This window comes from Pseudolysinimonas kribbensis, from assembly GCF_039531715.1.
Lineage (GTDB): Bacteria > Actinomycetota > Actinomycetes > Actinomycetales > Microbacteriaceae > Pseudolysinimonas > Pseudolysinimonas kribbensis.
The window spans coordinates 316,394-333,789 of the sequence record NZ_BAAAQO010000002.1; the positions used below are offsets into that span (position 1 = coordinate 316,394).

A 17,396-nucleotide genomic window follows, 5' to 3' on the forward strand; every position below is an offset into this window, starting at 1 on the left:
CCTCAGGTCTCGTGGTCGGTGCTCAGGCGGCCTGGATGCGGTCGAGGGCGTCGAGCGCTTCGCGGATCATCGCGATCCGATCGGCGATCGAGCCCGCTCCGGTGAGCCAGCTGAGCTTGACGCCGATCCAGGGCTCCGATCCGACCTCGGAGAGCACGGGGGCGAGCAGCTCCTCGGTGAGGAGGGAGGTCGGATCACCGTGCGGGTGCAGGTCCGACCGGCGGAAGGCGTTGTGCACGTCGGCCCACGGGCGATCGAACGACCCGACGCGATCGGATGCACCCGAGACGACGTAGCCCCGGAGCAGCCCCGCCCGGCGGGCCTCGCCCACGTGCTCGATCGCCCGGGTCGCGTCGTGGAACTCGATGGCCGAACGGCCCCAGTTCAGCACGACGCCGACGTCGGCCTGCGCGTCGCGGATCGCGGCCAGCTCGTCACCGAGCGACAGGAACCCCTTCTCCGGATCGTGGCCCGGCACGAGCGCGTCGCTGTGCTCGACGAGCACCTCCGCCCCGCCCCAGTCCCAGCCCGCGAGCTCCCGCAGGGAGCGGGCGAGGGACCCGGCGCTGGCGTGCGACCCCCTCGGCCCGGGGTGCAGTTCGACGCCGCGCACGACGCGGCGGCCCATCCGGTCGTCGAAGCGATGCACGTCGTCGCGCAGCGCGGCGACATCGCGGAGTGCGCGGACACGCCCCGCCTCATCGTCCGAGGCCAGCCCGTAGTGCTCGTCACCCTGCGTGATCGTGAGGAACACCCTCGGGATGTCGGTGAGCACGACATCCAGGCGCGCGGGAAGGTGCGCGAAGAGCCACTCCTCGTCGCGGGGATGCAGGGCCCCCGTCCACGGCATCTCGAAGCCGGCGATGCGGGGGTCCTCCGCGAGGGTTCCGAGATACGCCGCCTCGACATCCGGATCCCATGCCGACGCCGTCGGCGACGCGGCGTACGCGCCGACGACGTAGCCGCGCGTCATCGGGCGGCGTCGGGAAGGGCGACGATCACGTCGGCCTCGATCTCGAAGCCGTTCAGGTCGGCCTGGATCGTCGTGCGGGCCGGATACGGCTCCGCCAGGAACTCCTTCGAGAGCTCGTTCAGGGCCTGCCAGTTCTCCATGTTCTTCAGGTAGACGCCGAGCCGGACCGTGTGCCGGAGCGAGGTGCCGGCGGCGCGGGCGATCGCCTCCAGGTTGCGGAAGGTCTGCCGCAGCTGCTCGGCGAAGTCGCCCTCCCCGACGAGCGCGCCGGCGCTGTCGAACGGCCCCTGGCCCGCGACGAAGAGGAACCCGCCGCTCACGATGCCGGGCGAGTAGGCGCCGGCGGCCTTCGGGGCGTCGGGCGAGGTGACGAGCTGGTTCATGGTTCTCCTTGGATGAGGGGGCTTCAGTGGCGACCGACGACCGGCCAGACGTCGGCGACGACGCCGTCCTCGATCGCGAAGACGTGGGAGTGCATGTTCGAGAGTCCGCAGGCGTGATTGGGGCGGACCCGGATGAGGTCGCCGACCCGCAGGCCCGTGGAGCCGCGCACGAACCCGTGCTCCTCGTGCCCGGTCGCGATCAGGCCCCCGCCGCTCGAGACGATCGTGCCGATGCGTCCGTCGCCGTGCATCGAGCCGTCGGCGCTCATCGCCTTGGTGCCGGCGTCGACGAGCACGGGCTCGCCGCGCTGGACGCTGATGACGCGGCTCTGGACGGTGATCGCCGTGTCGGCCTCGGAGATCGTGCCGATCGCGACCTGGTTCTCATCGCCGTAGACGTAGGTGCCGGGGCGGGCCTCGGTGATCCCGGATGCCGTGGGGGCCGACCGCGCGCCGGCCGTCGACCCGACCGAGACGCTCGTGAGCGGGATCCCGTCGGCGCGGATCGCCTCGGCGACCTCCGCCGTGGTCCGGCCGGCCGCCAGACCGACGGCCGCGCGGCGCTCCGGATCCGCCCCGAGTCCCTGCACGTGACCCTCGTGCGTGTAGACCCCCTCGAGCCGCACGCCGTCGAGCGCGTGGAGGACGCGGGCCAGCGCCACCGCATCGTCAGGTCGCACCCCCATGCGGCCGAGGCCCGTGTCGATCTCGAGCCGGACGTCGACGACCGTCCCGTTCGCGACGGCGGCCGCGGCGAGGCCCGCGATCGCCTCGAGCGAGTCGACGCCGACGATGAGGCGCGTCCGTTCGGCCGCGGCGAGCGCCGCGGCGACGCGATGAGCGCCGACGGGCGGATACGCCCAGAACACATCGGGGATGCCGGCCTCGGCGAGCGCCAGGACCTCGTTCGCCGTCGCGGCCGTCAGGCCCACGGCACCGGCGGCGAGCTGCATCCGGCCGACCTCGAGCACCTTGCTCGTCTTCCAGTGCGGCCGGAGCGCGACGCCGAGCGCGTCGGTGTGGGCGGCCATCTCCGCGATGTTACGACGCAGCGTCGGCAGGTCGACGAGCACGGCGGGCGAGGGCAGATCCTCGATCGGCGCGCCGACGAGGTGGGACCATCCGGTCACGCGGCGGACTCCGTCCGGATCGTGGGCATGCCGAGGTCGAGCGGGTGGTGGCAGGCGCGGGAGCGTCCGTCGCCCACCGGTTCGAGCGGGGGCACCACTTCGGCGCACACCTCGGTCGCGCGCCAGCACCGGGTGCGGAAGCGGCATCCGGAGGGCGGGTTCGAGGCCGACGGCAGCTCGCCCTGCAGGCGGATCCGCTCGCGGTGCTCGTCCGGCGAGGACGGCGGCGTCGCCGACACGAGCGCGGCCGTGTAGGGGTGCAGCGGATGGTCGAGCACCTCGTCGGCGGGGCCGGTCTCCACGACGACGCCGAGATACATCACCGCGATCCTGTCCGTCACGTGCCGGATCACGTCGAGGTCGTGGCTGATCATGATGTAGGCGAGCCCCTGCTGGCGTCGCAGGTCCATGAGCAGGTTCAGCACCTGCGCCTGCACCGAGACGTCGAGCGCGGAGACGGGCTCGTCGAGCACGAGCAGCTCGGGGTCCAGCGCGAGCGCGCGCGCGATGCCGATCCGCTGCCGCTGGCCGCCGGAGAACTCGTGCGGGTACCGGCTCGCGAACTGGGCGGGCAGGCCCACCCGCTCCAGGAGCTCCACGACGCGCGCCGGCCCGGTGACGCGATCCCACGCCCCGAACGCGCGGAGCGGTTCGGCGATGATCGACTCGACCGTCATCCGCGGGTTCAGCGACGACATCGGATCCTGGAAGACGAACTGCACCTTCTCGTTGAAGGCGCGCCGCGCAGCCGCGTCCGGATGGGTGACGTCGGCGCCCCGGTAGCTGATGCGCCCCTCGGTCGGATCCTCCAGGTGCACGATGGCGCGGCCGGTCGTCGACTTGCCGCAGCCGGACTCGCCGATGATCCCGAGCGCCTCGTTCGTGTCGATCGAGAGGCTCACGCCGTCCACGGCCCGGATGACGCGCTTGCGGCCGCTGAATCCGCGCTGGCTGAAGTGCACCTTGAGATCGTCCACGCGCAGCAGCTCGCTCATGCGATCACCTCCTGAGGCTCGTCCCGGTAGTGGCAGGCGCTGAGCCTGCCGTCGACGCTCGGTTCGAGCGCCGGTCGCTGCGTGACGCAGCGCTCCGACTTATAAGGCGACGCGCAGCGCGGTGCGAACGGACAGCCGGCCGGCAGATCGGACATGAGCGGCGGGCGGCCGGGAATCGCGACCAGCGGCTCGCCGCGACGGTGGGCCCCCGGTCTGCTGTGGATGAGCGCCGCCGAGTACGGATGACGGCTGTCGGCGAACAGCTCCCGCGTTCCGGCGATCTCGACGACGCCGCCCGCGTACATCACGACGACGCGCGAGGCGACCTGGGAGATGACGCCGAGATCGTGCGTGATGAGCACGACCGCGACGCCGAGCTCGTCGCGCGCCCGCATCAGCGCGTCGAGCACCTGCGCCTGGATCGTGGCGTCGAGCGCGGTGGTCGGCTCGTCGGCGAGGATCACCTCGGGGTCGTTGACGAGAGCCATCGCGATGACGGCTCTCTGCCGCATGCCGCCCGACCATTGGTGGGGATACTGCTTCGCGCGGTTCTGCGCATCGGGCACCCCGACGAGCCGGAGCATCGCGAGCGACTTCTCCCGGGCCTCGGCGCGACCGGCGCGCGGGTGGTGGATGCGATAGGCCTCGTCGATCTGCCGCCCGACCTGCACCACGGGGTCGAGTGTCGTCATCGGGTCCTGGAACACCATGCCGATCCTGCGCCCGCGGACCTTGCGCAGTTCCGCCGGCCGGAGTCCGGCGAGGTCCGCGCCGTCGAAGCCGATCCGCGCAGCCGTGAGCCGCGCCTTCGGGGGCAGCAGCTGGAGGATCGACAGGGCCGTCATCGACTTGCCGGAGCCGGACTCGCCGACGATGCCGATGATCTCGCCCGCCGCCACATCGAACGTCACGTCGCGCAGGATGCGCACGTAGTCGTCGCCGGTCTTCAGATCGAGCGTCACGCCCTCGAGAGAGAGCACGGGGGCGGCGGTCATGCGTTCCTCCTGGTGTCGATCGCGTCGCGGACGCCATCGCCGATCGCCATCGTCGAGAGCACGGTCGCGAAGATCGCGATGCCGGGCGGCAGCCACAGCCACGGCATCGATGAGAGCACCGTGATCGACTTCGAGTCGTTCAGCATGTTGCCCCAGCTCGCCTGGGGCGGCTGCACGCCGGCGCCGAGGAAGGAGACGGCCGCCTCGGAGAGCACGGCGTCCGCGACGAGGATCGTGGCTGCGACGACCACGGCGGGCAGGACGCCGGGGATGAGGTGCCGGACGACGATGTACGCGGTCCGCGAGCCGAGGACGCGGGCGGCTTGGACGAACTCCTGCTCCCGCAGGCTCAGCACGACACCGCGTGCGATGCGTGCCGACTGCGGCCAGAGCAGCGCGGCGAAGACGATGATCAGCATCGGAACGCTCGGCCCGAGGATGCCGGCGAAGACGATGATGACGAGCACCGGGGGCACCGAGAGCAGGATGTCGATGATGCGGCTGATGACCGCATCGGCGACCCCGCCGAACCAGCCCGACAGGGTGCCGACCAGCGTGCCGACGACGACCGCCAGGAGGGCGGCGAGGAAGCCCACGGTGAGGGAGACGCGACCGCCCGCGAACACGCGCGCGAGCTGGTCGCGGCCGATGGCGTCGGTGCCCAGCCAGTGCGCGGCCGAGGGCGCGCTCCTCGCGGTGATGAGCTCGCCGACATCCGGGCTGTACGGGCTGAGCATCGGGCCGAAGACGACGGCGAGCACCATGACGAGCAGCACGACGGCGCCCGCGACCGCCGCCGGGTTGCGCACGTACCGGCGCAGGGCCAACCGCCCGGGCGGCACGAGGCCGCGGCGCGACGACCGGATCGGGGCCGCCGACGGCCCGGACGGCAGGTTCGTCGTCGTCATCGCGCGGTCCTCACCCTCGGGTCGACCACGGTGTACAGCACGTCGGCGAGCAGGTTGCAGATGAGCACGAGCACGGCGACGTAGAGCCCGAAGCCGGTGATGACGGGGTAGTCGCGGACGATCAGGGCGTTGACCGCCATCTGACCCATGCCGGGCCAGGAGAAGATCTGCTCGACGACCACGGCCCCCGAGAGGAACGCCGGGATGTACAGCGCGAGGACGGTGACAAGCGGGATGAGACTGTTCCGGAAGGCGTGCATCGTCGCGCGGAACGGGCCGGCGCCCTTCGCGACGATCGCGCGGATGTAGTCCTGGCCGAGCTGCTCGAGCATCCCGCTGCGGATGTACCGGGTGAAGGCCGCTGCCACCGCGAGCGCCAGTACGGAGACCGGCAGGATCAGGTGGTACAGCAGGTCGCCGACGTCGCTCTCCCCGGAGAAGTACATGCCCGCGGAGGGCAGCACGCGCAGCTTCACCGCGAAGACGTAGATGCCGAGCATGGCGAGGAAGAAGCTCGGGATCGCGAGGGCGATGACACTGACCGTGCCGGCCGCCGCATCGACGAACGTGTCGCGGCGGACCGCGGCGATGATCCCGACGGGGATCGCGATGAGCAGCCCGAGCACGAGTGCGCTGCCCATGAGCAGCACGGTCGGGCCCAGGCGGTCGAGCAGGAGCTGCCCGACCGCCTGGTGCGTCGAGAACGAGTAGCCGAGGTCCCCCTTCAGCAGCGAGCCGAACCACAGCACGAACTGCACCGGCACCGGCTTGTCGAGCCCCAGCTGCTCCCGGGCCGCCTTGACCAGCTCCTCGCGCTGCCCGGGGGCGGCGTCGATGGGCACGAGGGTCTCGGCGGGATCACCGGGGGCGAGCCGGACGAGGACGAAGAGCCCGACCGCGATGATCAGGAACACTCCGACGCTCGATACGAGCCGGATGGCGAGGGACCTCAGCATGTCGCTATCTCAGCCGCCGATCTTCCACTTGTACGCGTCGGCGAACGCGTTGGTGAAGTCACCGTATGCCGTGAAGTTCTGCAGCTTCGAGCTCGCGGCCCACACGGTCTGCGGGTCGTAGAGCCAGATCTCGGCGACGTCCTTGTTCTCGATCTTCGCCGCCTGCTTCCAGATCGGCGCGCTGTCCGCCTTCGCGACCGTGCCCGCCGCCTTGCTGGCGAGCGCGTCGAAGTCGGGGTTGGAGTAGTAGCCGACGTTGCCGCCCGCGGGGTACGCGTTCGAGGTCAGGAGGAACGCCAGCGAGGTCGCCGGATCCATCGTGTACGTGCCGCCGCCCGAGAAGGTGAAGTCGTACGCCTTGCTCTTGATGTCGGCGAGCTGCGTGGCACCGTCGACCTGCTTGGCCTTGATGTTCACCCCGATCGCCTGCCACTCCTGCAGGATGACGTTGATGGCCTGATCGCGGTCGGCCGTGCCGGCGACCCACTCGAAGGAATAGGTCTTCGAGAAGTCGAAGCCGGATGCCTGCAGCATCGACTTGGCCTTGGCCTCGTCGAAGGCGTAGGTGTCGAGGTCGCTCGGGAGGGCCCATTTGGTGAGGAAGCTGCTGTTGACCAGATCGGCCTTGCCTCCGTAGATCGTCTTGATGAGGGTCTTGCGATCGATCGCCGTGAGAAGCGCCCGCCGCACTGCCGCGGGGAACTTCTCATCGTTCGAAACGATCCGCAGGAACCCGGCCGACGGTGCCGAGGAGACCTTGACGCCCGACATCGCCTGCACCGTGGCGAGGTCGGCGGGGGCCACCTGGGCGAGGTCGAGCTCGCCGGTCTGCAGCTGCGCCTCGGCGACGTCGGACGTCAGCATCTTCAGGTAGAGCTTGTCGATGCCGACCGGCTCGCGGAAGTGCGGGTTCTTCTTGAGGTCCACCTCCTGATCCGGCGTGAACTTCGTCATCGTGTACGGCCCCATGCCCACGTTCGGCAGGTTGAAGAACTCGTTCGTCAGCAGCCCCGCCTTGTCGGCCGAGCCGAGCACGTGCTGGGGCAGGATGAACAGGTTCGGGCCGACGATCGAGGCGAGGAAGCCGGGGGCCGCCTTCGCGAACTTGATGACGACGGTGTTCTTGTCCGGCGCCGTGATGCCGCTGAGGCTCGTCGCCGTACCGGCCTTGAGGTCGGCGTAACCCTCGACGTTCGCGAACTTCGTGGCCCACGCACTGCCGACCTTGGGGTCGGCGTAGGTGGTGAACGTCCACACGACGTCGTCCGCCGAGAACGCCTTGCCGTCGCTCCACTTCAGGTTCTTGCGCAGGTGGAAGGTCCAGGTCATCCCGTCGTCCGACATCTTCCACGAGGACGCGAGCCGCGGCTCGAACTTGAAGTCCGAGGTCGCCTGCACGAGATTGTCGAAGATCAGCTCGTCGGTCAGAACCTCGGCACCCTGCGAACCCTTCAGCGGGTTGAAGGACTGCGGGTGCTGATAGAGGTTGAGGGTGGCCGACGTCGGCCCGCTGTGCGTCGGCGTCTTACCGGCCGGGCTGCAGCCCGCGAGCAGAGTCGCGGAGACCGCGGCCAGCGCGATCGCGCTGACGATGATCCGTGATCGCATGATGCTCCTTCGTGTTGTCGTGTTTCTGGTGCGGTTCTTCATTGAACGGCGTGGCTCACGCCACGACGGGGGTGGTGAGGGAGCCCAGTCCCTGCACCTCGGCGACCATCACGTCGCCGGGCCGGAGGAACACGCCGGTCGTCGCGCCGACGCCGGCGGGTGTGCCCGTGAGGATGACGTCGCCGGGGCGCAGGGTCATCAGCCGGGAGCAGAAAGAGACGAGCGCCGCGACGCTGTGGACCATGTCGCGCGACGTGCCGTCCTGCCAGCTCTCGCCGTTGACGGTCAGGGTCAGGCGCAGATCCTGCGGGTCCGGCACCTCGTCGGCGGTCACGAGGTAGGGGCCGATCGGCGCGGAGCCGTCGAGCCACTTGCCCTCGAGCCAGTCGAAGAAGTTCGTGCCCTCGTAGTCGTCGCGTTCGGCGCCGAGTTCGAGGCTCCGGGCGGAGATGTCGTTGCTCGTCGAGTAGCCGGCGACGGCATCCAGTGCCTCGTCCTCGGCGATGTCGCGCCCCTCCCGGCCGATCCAGACCGCGATCTCGACCTCCCAGTCGAGCTGCGTCGTGATCGGGTTCAGTCGCACGGGCTCGTCGGGGCCGATCACCGCGGTGTCCGGCTTGAGGAAGAGCCGGGGCGTGGCGATCCGGCGCTCGCGCTCGGCGCTGCCGCTCTCCGTCACGTGGGACTGGTAGTTCGCGGCGACGCACAGCACCTTGCCGGGATGCAGCACGGGCGCGAGGATCCGGGCACCGGCGACCGGCCGGCGCGCGACCTCGGCGGTCTCCCGGGTGCCGGCGACGACTCCGGAGAGGTCGCCGTCGCCCGTCACGACGATCTCGTCGCCGTCGACGTAGCCGTGGCGGATCGCGCCGCCGTCATCGAGAGTGAGCCACTTGGTCATCGGTCGTCCTTCCGGGTCACCAGGTCAGGGGGGTGGCGTCGCCGGTGGCCGCCGAGGCGGCGATCGCGTCGAGCGCACGGGAGAGGGTCACGAGGTCGGCCGGTGCCGGCACCCGCACCGACCCGTCGATGGCCCGGGCGAATCGCCGGAGGTGCGCGACGACCGAGCTCTCGCCGACGAACGGCACGGTGCTCGTCGCGTTCGTCGTCGCGAGCCCGATCGCGGGCTTGGCGAGGTCGACGATCAGCGAACCGTGCGTGCCGAGAAGACGCAGCCGGGCGCGGAGCGAACGCGGGGATGCCTCGCCCGCCCCGGCGCGCGACACGTGAGCCGACACGACGACCTCGCGGTCGGTCCTGCCGAGGAAGGTCCAGGCGTCGCCCGCCCCGGTCGCCGTCGCCTGCAGGGTGAGGTCCGCGGGTCCCGTCGTCTGGCGGGTCAGCTCGACCAGGTACACGCCGAGATTGCGGAGCTCGCCGTCCGGGCTGCGGTCGCCGCCGCCCGAGACGAGATCCGCGTGCACGGCCCTGAGCAGCCCGATCTCGGCGCCGCGGACGGCCGTGAGGGCGCGAGTGAATCCGGGGTGCGACGACAGGTGGTGGCCCGCCATGACGATGCCGTCGCCGGCCACCGCCGCCAGCTCCTCGACCTGCGCCGTGGCGTCGAGCGTGGGCTTGTCGAGCAGGATGGGCATGCCCCGCTCGGCCGCGAACCGCGCGAAGGCGATCCGCTCGGCGCCGCGCAGGCAGACGACCGCGCCGGCGGCCGCCGTCGACGGCTCCTCGGACACCTCGAGATCGACGCCGAGGTCGCCGGCCAGGGAGCGCGCGCGGGCGAGCGCCGCCGCGTCGACGGTCGGCGGGGTCCACACCCCGACCGCCTCGAGCCCGGCCGCCGCGAACGCGGGCGTCCACATCTCGGCCTGGTGATGCTGAGCGCCCGAGCCGACGGTGCCGGCGACGAGCACGGGCGTCGCGGTCATCGTGCGGCTCCGATCCGGATCGTGCGGCCGGTGGCGAGCGATTCCTCCGAGGCGACGGCGAGGTCGACCGCGTGCACGGCGGCCTCGACGGGCGGCACGACGGCACCGGTCCCGCGGATCGCCGCGGCGAAGCTCTCGAGCTCGCGCCGGAACACGCGCCCGCCCGGACCGTCGACACCCCAGGCGGTGAGTCCGTCGTCGGTCCAGGCGAGCACACCTTCGGCATCCCATTCGCGGGCGAGCACGCCATCGGTGCCCACCACGACGAGCTCCAGGTACGAGGCCGAGCGCGGACGCTCGCCGCGGCTGACCTCGCAGATCGCCGAGGCCCCCGAGGCGAATCCGAGCTTGATGACCAGGTAGTCGTGGATGCGCAGCGCCTCGCTCGTCGCGTGCTGCCCGGCCGAGAAGACGCTCGTCGCCTCCTCGCCGATCCACCAGCCGGCGAGGTCGACCAGGTGGATGCCGTTGTGCAGCGAGTGACCGCCCGAGAGCGCGGGGTCGAGAACCCAGTGCTGCCAGCCCGGCCAGATCCAGCCGCCGTTCATCGCGATGCGCACGAAGCGCGGCGTGCCGATCGCTCCCGCGTCGATGGCCTCGCGGATGGCGAGGCTCTGGTCGCTGAAGCGGTGGCTGTGGCCGACCGCGAGCTGCAGGCCGCGGGATGCCGCCTCCCTCGCCAGCGCCCGCGCCCCCTCGCCGGTCATCGCGAGCGGCTTCTCCATCAGCAGGTGCCGCCCGGCCGCGAGCACCTGCCGGCCCAGCTGCTCGTGGGTCAGGTTGGGCGTGCAGACGATGACCGCCTCGACGGCGGGGTCGGCCAGCAGCGCCGCGACGTCCGCGGCCGCGATCACCCCTTCCTGGCGGGCGACCTCGCCGGCACGCGCACGATCGAGGTCGGTCACCGCCACGAGCCGTGCGACGTCCGTGGCACGCAGCGCCGCCATGTGCGAGACGGCGATGCCGCCGACACCGACGATGCCGACGCCGACTGTCTTCGACTCAGACATCCGATCCCCTTCTGATGAGTCGTCCGGGTCGCGCCGTCGTCGGCCGCCCCTCGCGGAGCACCGCGACGCCGTTCACGAACACGTGGTCGATGCCCACGGAGGGACTCGCCGGGTGTCCGAACGTCGCGGTGGAGTCGAAGCGCTCGTCGTCGAGGACGACGATGTCGGCGCGGGCGCCCGGCGCGATGCCGCTGCGGAGGCCGGCACGCGCGGCGGGGGCGCTCGTCATACGGCGCACGACCTCGCCGACCGGGACCCCGCGGTCCCGCAGCCGGCGGTAGCCCGCCGGAAAGGCCCCCCACGAGCGCGGGTGCGGCGCGGACGCGGTGTGCGAGGCGTCGAGCGCCGTGCCGTCGGAGCCGATGCTGAGCCAGGGTCGTTCGAACGCGGCGTCCACGTCCTGCCAGCGCCCGCTCTCGACCGCGACGTCGACGCGGCACTCGTTCGCGACGAGCAGGTGGACGAGCCAGTCGAAGGGGTCGCCGGGGGCGTCGCGCAGGTCGTGGCCCACGGCATCCGGAGTCGCCGTCGCCTTCATGACGATGATGTGCTCCGGCGACCGGCCGTGGTCGCGCAGGAGCCCGGCGATCCGCTCGGGATCGGTGCGGCAGGCGGCCAGCACGGCCGCCGGACCGAGGGCGCGCAGCTCGCTCGGCAGCAGCTGCAGTGCGGTGGTGTGGCCGTGCACGTACGGGTAGAGGTCCGCGGCGACGTCCTGACCGCGGCGCAGCTCCTCGACGTGGTCGAGGACGGCCGCGAAGTCGCCGTCGTCGCCGACCGCCCTCAGGTGCGAGATCTGCAGGCGCGCACCCGCGCGACCCGCCGGCCCCGCGACCTCGTCGATCGCCGCGGACTCCAGGCGCGGCACGTACTCGCGCAGATGCGCCGACATGAGACCGTCGTGGCGCGCGACCACGACGGCGACCCGGTCGAGCTCGGCCGCGGTCGCCGACTCCCCCGGCGCGTACATGAGCCCGACGCTGGCGCCGACCACCCCGGCCTCGAACGCCGCCTCCAGCTCGGCCTCGAGCGCGTCGAGCTCGGCATCGTCGAGCGGCCGGGCGGCCGTCCCCGCGACCGCGAACCGGGCGGAGCCGTGCCCCACCTGCGCGGCGACGTTCGTCGCCGTCTCCGCCTCGTCGAGCGCACGCAGCCAGCCGGCGACATCGGACCACGCCCAGGGCACGTCGGGCGTCACGTCGATCGTCGCGATGATGCCGGCCAGCCCCTCCGGGTCGGCGTTGCCGGGCGCCGGGCTCATCCCGCAGTTGCCGACGACCTCGGTCGTGACCCCCTGCGTGACCCGGCTCGCGTTGCCGGGATACGCGAGCAGCGTGATGTCGGAGTGGCAGTGGACATCGACGAAGCCGGGCGCGACGATCCGTCCGGCGCAGTCGACGAGGGCGGCGTCGTATCCGCCGGCCGGCCGCTCCCCCAAGGGCACGACCGCCTCGACGCGTCCGCCCGAGAGCAGCACGTCGGCGCTGCGCGCCTCGGCACCGGACCCGTCGGCGACGGATCCGCCGACGAGAGCGGTGCGGGCGGCGGTCGAGGTCATCGTCAGACGCGTCCCCGCAGCAGGGCGAACTCGCCGTTCCTGGCCATCTCGCCGAGCACCTCGTCCGCCTGCTGGAGTGTCCGGTCGATGTCGGCCTCGGTGTGCGCGAGGGAGATGTGGTTGCGCTTGAGCGACATCGGGTACATGAAGGACCCCTTGTCGATCATCCGGCGGTGGAACGTCGCGTAGGCCTCGTCGTCGTTGCGGAGCAGGTCGCGGTAGCCGCGCACCTCGCCCTCCAGGAAGTACGCGATGAAGACCGAGCCGACGCCGGTGATGACGGCGGGGATGCTGTGGTCGCGCGTGATGCGCCGCAGGCCGTCGCGCATCCGGTCGCCGAGGCGCCGCACATGGCCGTAGAAGTCGACCTCGGGATCGCGCAGCACGCTGATCGTCGCGATCGCCGCCGCCATCGACATCGAGTTGCCGTTGAAGGTGCCCGCCAGCATGACGGGGCCGCCGGAGGAGGAGAAGCTGCTCATCAGCTCCGCCGATCCGGCGAGACCGGCGACGGGGTAGCCGTTGCCCATCGACTTGCCGAACGTCGTGAGGTCGGGGGTCACCCCGCACAGCTCCTGGTAGCCGCCGAGCGCGTGCCGGAACCCGGTGATGACCTCGTCGAAGATCAGCACGCTGCCCGTGCGCCGGGTGAGCTCGCGCAGCCCCTCCAGGAACGCCTGCTCGGGCAGGAGCGCGCCCACGTTGTGCGGCACGGGCTCGAGGATCACGGCCGCGATCTCGCCGGGGTGCTCGGCGAACAGGGCCTCGACCGAGGCCAGATCGTTGAACTCGGCGACGAGCGTGTGCTCGAGGGCGTCGGGCAGGATGCCGGCCGAGTTCGGGTCCATGCCCCACGCCGTCTCCGGCGTCGAGATGACGTTGCGGGCGATGGCGTCGTAGGAGCCGTGGAAGCAGCCCTGGAACTTGACGATGTAGGAGCGCCCGGTCACGCCGCGGGCGAGACGGATGGCCTGGAACACCGATTCCGACCCGCTCATCGTCGAGATGACGACCTCGGCGCTCGGGATGGACTCGGTCACGAGTCGCGCCGCCTCGACCTCGAGCTCGGTCGTGCCGAGCCCGACCAGGTCGATGTCCTGGATCGCTGCGGTGACGGCGGCGTTGACGCGCTCGTCGACGTGGCCGAGCAGGATCGCGCCGAAGGCGGCGTGGTAGTCGATGTAGTCGCGGCCGTCGAGATCGGTGATGGTGGCGCCGTGCGCCGAGCGCCACGCCCAGGGGGCGCCGATGCGCCGCGTCGCGGAGTTCACGCCGCCCGGGATGATGCGCTCGGCCTCCTCGGCCAGCGCACGGGAGTTCAGGGTGTGGGTCATCGGCGAGGGTCCTCCAGGCCCAGGAGCGCGAGCGTGTCGCGGTGGATGATGCTGTCGACGGTCTCGTCGAGCACGTGCGGCAGGTCGCCGGCGCGCATCGCCGCCACCCGGCGCAGCAGGTCCTGAGCCTCGGCGGGCGTCCAGAGCGGGTAGTCGGAGCCGAACAGGAGCTTCGGGACGGTGCCCCACTCCTGCGCGTTCACGAGAGCGAGGTAGGCGTCCATCGGCCGCGACGGCACCCCCGACACGTCGGCGAACACGCGCTCGTGCTTGCGGAGCACGACGTTCGCGTCGCGCTGCCACGGATGACCCATGTGCGCCATCACCTGGGTGAGCCCCGGATGCCGGCGCGCCACCTCCTCGATCACGAGCGGCTGGCTGACGCGCAGGCTCCCGATCGGGCTCGGCGTCGCGCCCATGTGCCACAGGGCGACCATGTTGTTCGCCTCGAGCCGGCGGTAGAACTCGTCGAACTCGGGTGCGAGCGGGTCCATGAGCGAGAGCACGGGGTAGAGCTTCACGCCCCGGAACCCGAGCTCGATCGCCTCGTCGAGCTGCTCGCGCCAATCCGGATCGAGCGGATCCATCGACGAGAACGCGATCGTCGGCGTCGTCATGCGCCCGACGAAGTCGGCGACGAAACGGTTGGGGGTGCGCACCCCGGCGTGGGACGCGGCGAGGCCGAACACGACGGCGACGTCGACGCCGCCCTCCTGCATCACGCGATCGAAGGACTCGGGGGTGACGACCGGGTAGGGCGCGCCGCCGTAGGCGGGTTCCCAATGGTCCTTGTGCTCGTCGCCCCAGTGCTCGGGCTGGAGACAGTGGCTGTGGATGTCGACGATCATCGGTGACGCTTCGCCCCTTCGCGATCCTGCATACCGGCATGATGTCAGAATCACGCGCGACATGAAACATCGTTCCATGTAACGATCGCGCGACGCGACGTGGAACGCGCCGGCCCGGAGCCGGCTCAGGCCGGGAGATCGGGCAGAGCCGTCACGAATCCCGGGGCGGCGACGATCTCCGCGGCGCTCGCCCGGAGAACGGGCAGGATCCGGCGCTGATCGCGCGGCGTCAGCTCCCCGGTGGGGCCGGACACGGAGATCGAGACGTGCACGCCGGGCAGCAGCACGGCCATGCAGCTGACGCCGCGGTTGCGCTCCTCGTCGTCGAGACTCACGCCGGAGGCGCGGATGCGCTCGAGCTCGGCGTCCAGCTGGGCGCGCGTCGTGATGGTCTGCGGCGTCCAGCTCTCGTACGGCTCCGTCTCGGGCACCGAAGCGGCGACCTGATCGAGCGGAAGGGCGGAGAGCAGCATCTTGCCGAGCCCGGTGCAATAGGTGTCGTCGAGCATGCCGCTCGCCGCGAACCGGAGAGCGCGCTGCGGCTCCTCGACATGCAGGTGCAGGACGGAGCGGCCGCGCAGGACGCCGAGGTTGGCGGTGAATCCGACCTCCTCGGCGAGGCGCCGCATGACCGGGGCCGCGATCTCGGCCACGCTCGGCGGGCGGTAGGCCTGGGCGATCTCATGCACGACGTGGCCGATCGCGAAGGTGGGCGGATCGCCGTAGCGACGCACGAACCCCTCCTCCTGCATGACGGCCAGCAGGCGCACGAGCGTCGACTTCGGCACGTCGAGCTCCTGGGCGAGTTGCGAGAGCGTGAGGGGGTGCTCGGCCCCCGCCAGCACCCGCAGCACGGCCAGTGCGCGGCTGAGACCCTGCGAGTGATACGAACCGGCCTGCTCCACATCCGCATGGTGTCACACCGAGACCACGACATGGAACGGCGTTCCGTGGATCTCGGTGCCGCGGAACCGGAGGCGAGGCGCCGCACGGCAGCCGACGACCGCGCGGTGCCCAGCCCGCTTGACATGGAACGTCGTTTTACATCACTCTGCCGAGATGGATCGCCCGGCGTCGCGCCTCGTCGTGGGCGCGGCGCAATTCGGCCAGTCGTACGGCCGCAGCGGCAAGCCGGCACCGACCGACGCGGAGGTCGCCGACATCCTGCGCCTGGCCGTCGAGCTGGAGTGCGCGGCGGTCGACACGGCACGCGCGTACGGCGACAGCGAAGCCGCGATCGGCCGGGCACGGCGATCCGGAGCGGGCGGCGCGCTGCCGGTGGTCACCAAGATCCGCCCCCTCACCGACCACTCCGAGACCCTCGGCATCGAGACCGCCGTGCGGGCCAGCCTCACCGAGTCGCTCTCGCACGTGGGCGCGTTCCACCTGGATGCCGTGCTGCTGCACCGAACGGCCGACCTGCGCCGTGCCGGTGGGGCCGCGATCCACGCTCTCCGAGCCGCGCGGGCGCACGGCCTGCTGGGCCGCTGGGGCGTGTCGGTCGCCGACCCGGACGAGCTCGCCGAGGCGCTGGCCGTGCCGGACCTGGGCTACATCCAGCTCCCGTTCAACGTCGTCGACCGGCGGTGGCTGACGGCGTCGGTGCAGGACGCGCTCGCCGCGCGGCCCGACGTCACGATCGTGGCGCGGTCCGCGTTCCTGCAGGGCATCCTCCTGGACCCCGATGACGCGACCTGGCCCCGCGACGCCCGCCCGGATGCCGCCGCCGTGCGCGCCTCCCTCGCGCGGATGGCGGCGGAGACGGGGCGCACCTTCGCCGGACTGTGCCTGGGCTATGCGCTCGCGCAGCCGTGGATCGACGCCGTCGTCGTCGGCATCCGCTCGCGGGCGCAGCTCGCGCACATCGCGGACGAATTCGCCCGGGGCTCCCTGCCGGAGAGCGACTGCCGCCGGCTGGAGGCCTCGATCCCCGCCGGCTCCCCCGATCTCGTGAGCCCCGCGCTCTGGCCGCCCCGACGAGAGGACTCGACATGATCAATCCCTGGCGCTTCGACCTGACCGGCAAGGTGGCTTGGATCGCGGGCGGCGGCGGGCAGCTCGGCGCGGAGGTCGCGAGAGCGCTCGCCGAGCACGGCGCCCGCGTCGTGATCGCCGACCGTCGGCTCAGCGAGGCGCAGCGCGTCGCGGCGGAGCTCGACGACGCCGGCCTGCTCGCCGAGGGCCTTGAGCTCGACGTGGCCGACGACGGGGCCCCCGACCGGCAGGCGGCCGACATCGCGGCACGGCACGGCGGCCTGGACATCGCGGTGAACCTCTGCGCGACGCACTCGGGCCTGACCTACGAGGAGCTCGACGCCGAGGGGCTCACGGCCGGGTTGTCGGTCACGCTCCAGGGCGCGTTCTGGTTCGGTCGCGCCGCCGAGCGAGTGATGGTCGCCGCGCCCGCCGACCGGGGCGGACGGATCATCCAGTTCGGCTCCATGTACGGCCAGGTGAGCCCCGACCCGTCGGCGTATCCGGACGGCGTGCCGGTCAACCCGGTCGAGTACGGGATGGCGAAGGCGGGCGTCGCCCAGCTCGTGCGCTACCAGGCCGTGCGACTCGCGCCGCGCGGGATCACCGTGAACGCCGTGATCCCGGGGCCCTTCCCGAACCCGGCGGGCCAGGGCGGCGAGACCGAGTTCATGAAGCGCCTGGTCGCCCACGTGCCCATGGGGCGAGTCGGGCGCGCGAGCGAGATCACCGGTGCCGTGGTGTTCCTGGCCTCACCGTCGGCGAGCTTCGTGACCGGCGCGCAGCTCGTGGTCGACGGCGGCTGGACGGCCTGGTGACGGCTGCTGCCGCGACGCAGGCC

General features: G+C 71.8%; 17 protein-coding genes. 2 read left to right on the top strand and 15 right to left on the bottom strand.

Translation table 11 applies throughout. The annotated features are described in order from the left end of the window. Positions 1-22: 22 nt before the first annotated feature. The 15 genes from ABD285_RS02175 to ABD285_RS02245 all read right to left on the bottom strand — a co-directional run bounded on the left by ABD285_RS02175 (position 23) and on the right by ABD285_RS02245 (position 15,486). Complete coding sequence (locus tag ABD285_RS02175) at positions 23-973, bottom strand: DUF4862 family protein (RefSeq protein ID WP_344199915.1); 951 nt, start codon at positions 971-973, stop codon at positions 23-25. Beyond that, positions 970-1,356 carry a RidA family protein gene (locus ABD285_RS02180; protein ID WP_284253656.1) on the bottom strand — a complete coding sequence of 129 codons (387 nt, stop codon included), beginning with the start codon at positions 1,354-1,356 and terminating at the stop codon, positions 970-972. Before ABD285_RS02180 ends, ABD285_RS02175 begins: the two co-directional genes overlap by 4 nt. Before the next feature lie 23 nt (positions 1,357-1,379). Next, positions 1,380-2,486 carry an alanine racemase gene (locus tag ABD285_RS02185; protein ID WP_284253657.1) on the bottom strand — a complete coding sequence of 369 codons (1,107 nt, stop codon included), beginning with the start codon at positions 2,484-2,486 and terminating at the stop codon, positions 1,380-1,382. After that, entirely contained in the window at positions 2,483-3,481 is a 999-nt protein-coding gene (locus ABD285_RS02190) for an ABC transporter ATP-binding protein (RefSeq protein WP_284253658.1), read from the bottom strand. The genes ABD285_RS02185 and ABD285_RS02190 overlap by 4 nt, the downstream gene beginning before the upstream one ends. Then, positions 3,478-4,476 carry an ABC transporter ATP-binding protein gene (locus tag ABD285_RS02195; protein ID WP_284253659.1) on the bottom strand — a complete coding sequence of 333 codons (999 nt, stop codon included), beginning with the start codon at positions 4,474-4,476 and terminating at the stop codon, positions 3,478-3,480. Before ABD285_RS02195 ends, ABD285_RS02190 begins: the two co-directional genes overlap by 4 nt. Next, positions 4,473-5,384 carry an ABC transporter permease gene (locus ABD285_RS02200; protein WP_284253660.1) on the bottom strand — a complete coding sequence of 304 codons (912 nt, stop codon included), beginning with the start codon at positions 5,382-5,384 and terminating at the stop codon, positions 4,473-4,475. Before ABD285_RS02200 ends, ABD285_RS02195 begins: the two co-directional genes overlap by 4 nt. Beyond that, the gene (locus ABD285_RS02205) at positions 5,381-6,340 is read right to left on the bottom strand and encodes an ABC transporter permease (protein WP_344199923.1); all 960 of its coding nucleotides are present in this window, start codon (positions 6,338-6,340) and stop codon (positions 5,381-5,383) included. The genes ABD285_RS02200 and ABD285_RS02205 overlap by 4 nt, the downstream gene beginning before the upstream one ends. Before the next feature lie 9 nt (positions 6,341-6,349). Beyond that, positions 6,350-7,948 carry an ABC transporter substrate-binding protein gene (locus ABD285_RS02210; RefSeq protein WP_344199926.1) on the bottom strand — a complete coding sequence of 533 codons (1,599 nt, stop codon included), beginning with the start codon at positions 7,946-7,948 and terminating at the stop codon, positions 6,350-6,352. Between the two features lie 55 nt (positions 7,949-8,003). Continuing rightward, positions 8,004-8,849, bottom strand: coding sequence for a fumarylacetoacetate hydrolase family protein (locus ABD285_RS02215; protein ID WP_344199929.1), 846 nt, complete (start codon positions 8,847-8,849; stop codon positions 8,004-8,006). 16 nt (positions 8,850-8,865) lie between these two features. Next, on the bottom strand, positions 8,866-9,831 hold the full coding sequence (locus ABD285_RS02220; protein WP_344199932.1) for a Gfo/Idh/MocA family oxidoreductase: 966 nt from the start codon (positions 9,829-9,831) through the stop codon (positions 8,866-8,868). Then, positions 9,828-10,841, bottom strand: coding sequence for a Gfo/Idh/MocA family protein (locus ABD285_RS02225; RefSeq protein WP_344199934.1), 1,014 nt, complete (start codon positions 10,839-10,841; stop codon positions 9,828-9,830). The genes ABD285_RS02220 and ABD285_RS02225 overlap by 4 nt, the downstream gene beginning before the upstream one ends. Beyond that, complete coding sequence (locus ABD285_RS02230) at positions 10,834-12,399, bottom strand: N-acyl-D-amino-acid deacylase family protein (protein ID WP_344199937.1); 1,566 nt, start codon at positions 12,397-12,399, stop codon at positions 10,834-10,836. The genes ABD285_RS02225 and ABD285_RS02230 overlap by 8 nt, the downstream gene beginning before the upstream one ends. Positions 12,400-12,401: 2 nt before the next feature. Continuing rightward, positions 12,402-13,733: an aspartate aminotransferase family protein gene (locus ABD285_RS02235; protein ID WP_344199940.1), complete on the bottom strand. Its 1,332-nt coding sequence runs from the start codon at positions 13,731-13,733 to the stop codon at positions 12,402-12,404. After that, positions 13,730-14,581, bottom strand: coding sequence for an amidohydrolase family protein (locus ABD285_RS02240; protein WP_284253669.1), 852 nt, complete (start codon positions 14,579-14,581; stop codon positions 13,730-13,732). The genes ABD285_RS02235 and ABD285_RS02240 overlap by 4 nt, the downstream gene beginning before the upstream one ends. A 125-nt stretch (positions 14,582-14,706) precedes the next feature. Then, complete coding sequence (locus ABD285_RS02245) at positions 14,707-15,486, bottom strand: IclR family transcriptional regulator (RefSeq protein WP_284253670.1); 780 nt, start codon at positions 15,484-15,486, stop codon at positions 14,707-14,709. Between the two features lie 154 nt (positions 15,487-15,640). On the opposite strand from ABD285_RS02245, the gene ABD285_RS02250 reads away from it, so the two are divergent. Then, positions 15,641-16,576, top strand: a complete 936-nt coding sequence (locus ABD285_RS02250) for an aldo/keto reductase (protein WP_284253671.1) — start codon at positions 15,641-15,643, stop codon at positions 16,574-16,576. Beyond that, positions 16,573-17,373, top strand: coding sequence for an SDR family NAD(P)-dependent oxidoreductase (locus tag ABD285_RS02255; RefSeq protein WP_284253673.1), 801 nt, complete (start codon positions 16,573-16,575; stop codon positions 17,371-17,373). Before ABD285_RS02250 ends, ABD285_RS02255 begins: the two co-directional genes overlap by 4 nt. Positions 17,374-17,396 lie beyond the last annotated feature (23 nt).

Bases quoted from the DNA above. Each gene is read 5' to 3' on its own strand.
- ABD285_RS02175 (WP_344199915.1), bottom strand. From the start codon at position 973: ATGACGCGCGGCTACGTCGTCGGCGCGTACGCCGCGTCGCCGACGGCG.
- ABD285_RS02180 (WP_284253656.1), bottom strand. From the start codon at position 1,356: ATGAACCAGCTCGTCACCTCGCCCGACGCCCCGAAGGCCGCCGGCGCC.
- ABD285_RS02190 (WP_284253658.1), bottom strand. From the start codon at position 3,481: ATGAGCGAGCTGCTGCGCGTGGACGATCTCAAGGTGCACTTCAGCCAG.
- ABD285_RS02195 (WP_284253659.1), bottom strand. From the start codon at position 4,476: ATGACCGCCGCCCCCGTGCTCTCTCTCGAGGGCGTGACGCTCGATCTG.
- ABD285_RS02200 (WP_284253660.1), bottom strand. From the start codon at position 5,384: ATGACGACGACGAACCTGCCGTCCGGGCCGTCGGCGGCCCCGATCCGG.
- ABD285_RS02205 (WP_344199923.1), bottom strand. From the start codon at position 6,340: ATGCTGAGGTCCCTCGCCATCCGGCTCGTATCGAGCGTCGGAGTGTTC.
- ABD285_RS02210 (WP_344199926.1), bottom strand. From the start codon at position 7,948: ATGCGATCACGGATCATCGTCAGCGCGATCGCGCTGGCCGCGGTCTCC.
- ABD285_RS02215 (WP_344199929.1), bottom strand. From the start codon at position 8,849: ATGACCAAGTGGCTCACTCTCGATGACGGCGGCGCGATCCGCCACGGC.
- ABD285_RS02220 (WP_344199932.1), bottom strand. From the start codon at position 9,831: ATGACCGCGACGCCCGTGCTCGTCGCCGGCACCGTCGGCTCGGGCGCT.
- ABD285_RS02225 (WP_344199934.1), bottom strand. From the start codon at position 10,841: ATGTCTGAGTCGAAGACAGTCGGCGTCGGCATCGTCGGTGTCGGCGGC.
- ABD285_RS02230 (WP_344199937.1), bottom strand. From the start codon at position 12,399: ATGACCTCGACCGCCGCCCGCACCGCTCTCGTCGGCGGATCCGTCGCC.
- ABD285_RS02235 (WP_344199940.1), bottom strand. From the start codon at position 13,733: ATGACCCACACCCTGAACTCCCGTGCGCTGGCCGAGGAGGCCGAGCGC.
- ABD285_RS02240 (WP_284253669.1), bottom strand. From the start codon at position 14,581: ATGATCGTCGACATCCACAGCCACTGTCTCCAGCCCGAGCACTGGGGC.
- ABD285_RS02250 (WP_284253671.1), top strand. From the start codon at position 15,641: ATGGATCGCCCGGCGTCGCGCCTCGTCGTGGGCGCGGCGCAATTCGGC.
- ABD285_RS02255 (WP_284253673.1), top strand. From the start codon at position 16,573: ATGATCAATCCCTGGCGCTTCGACCTGACCGGCAAGGTGGCTTGGATC.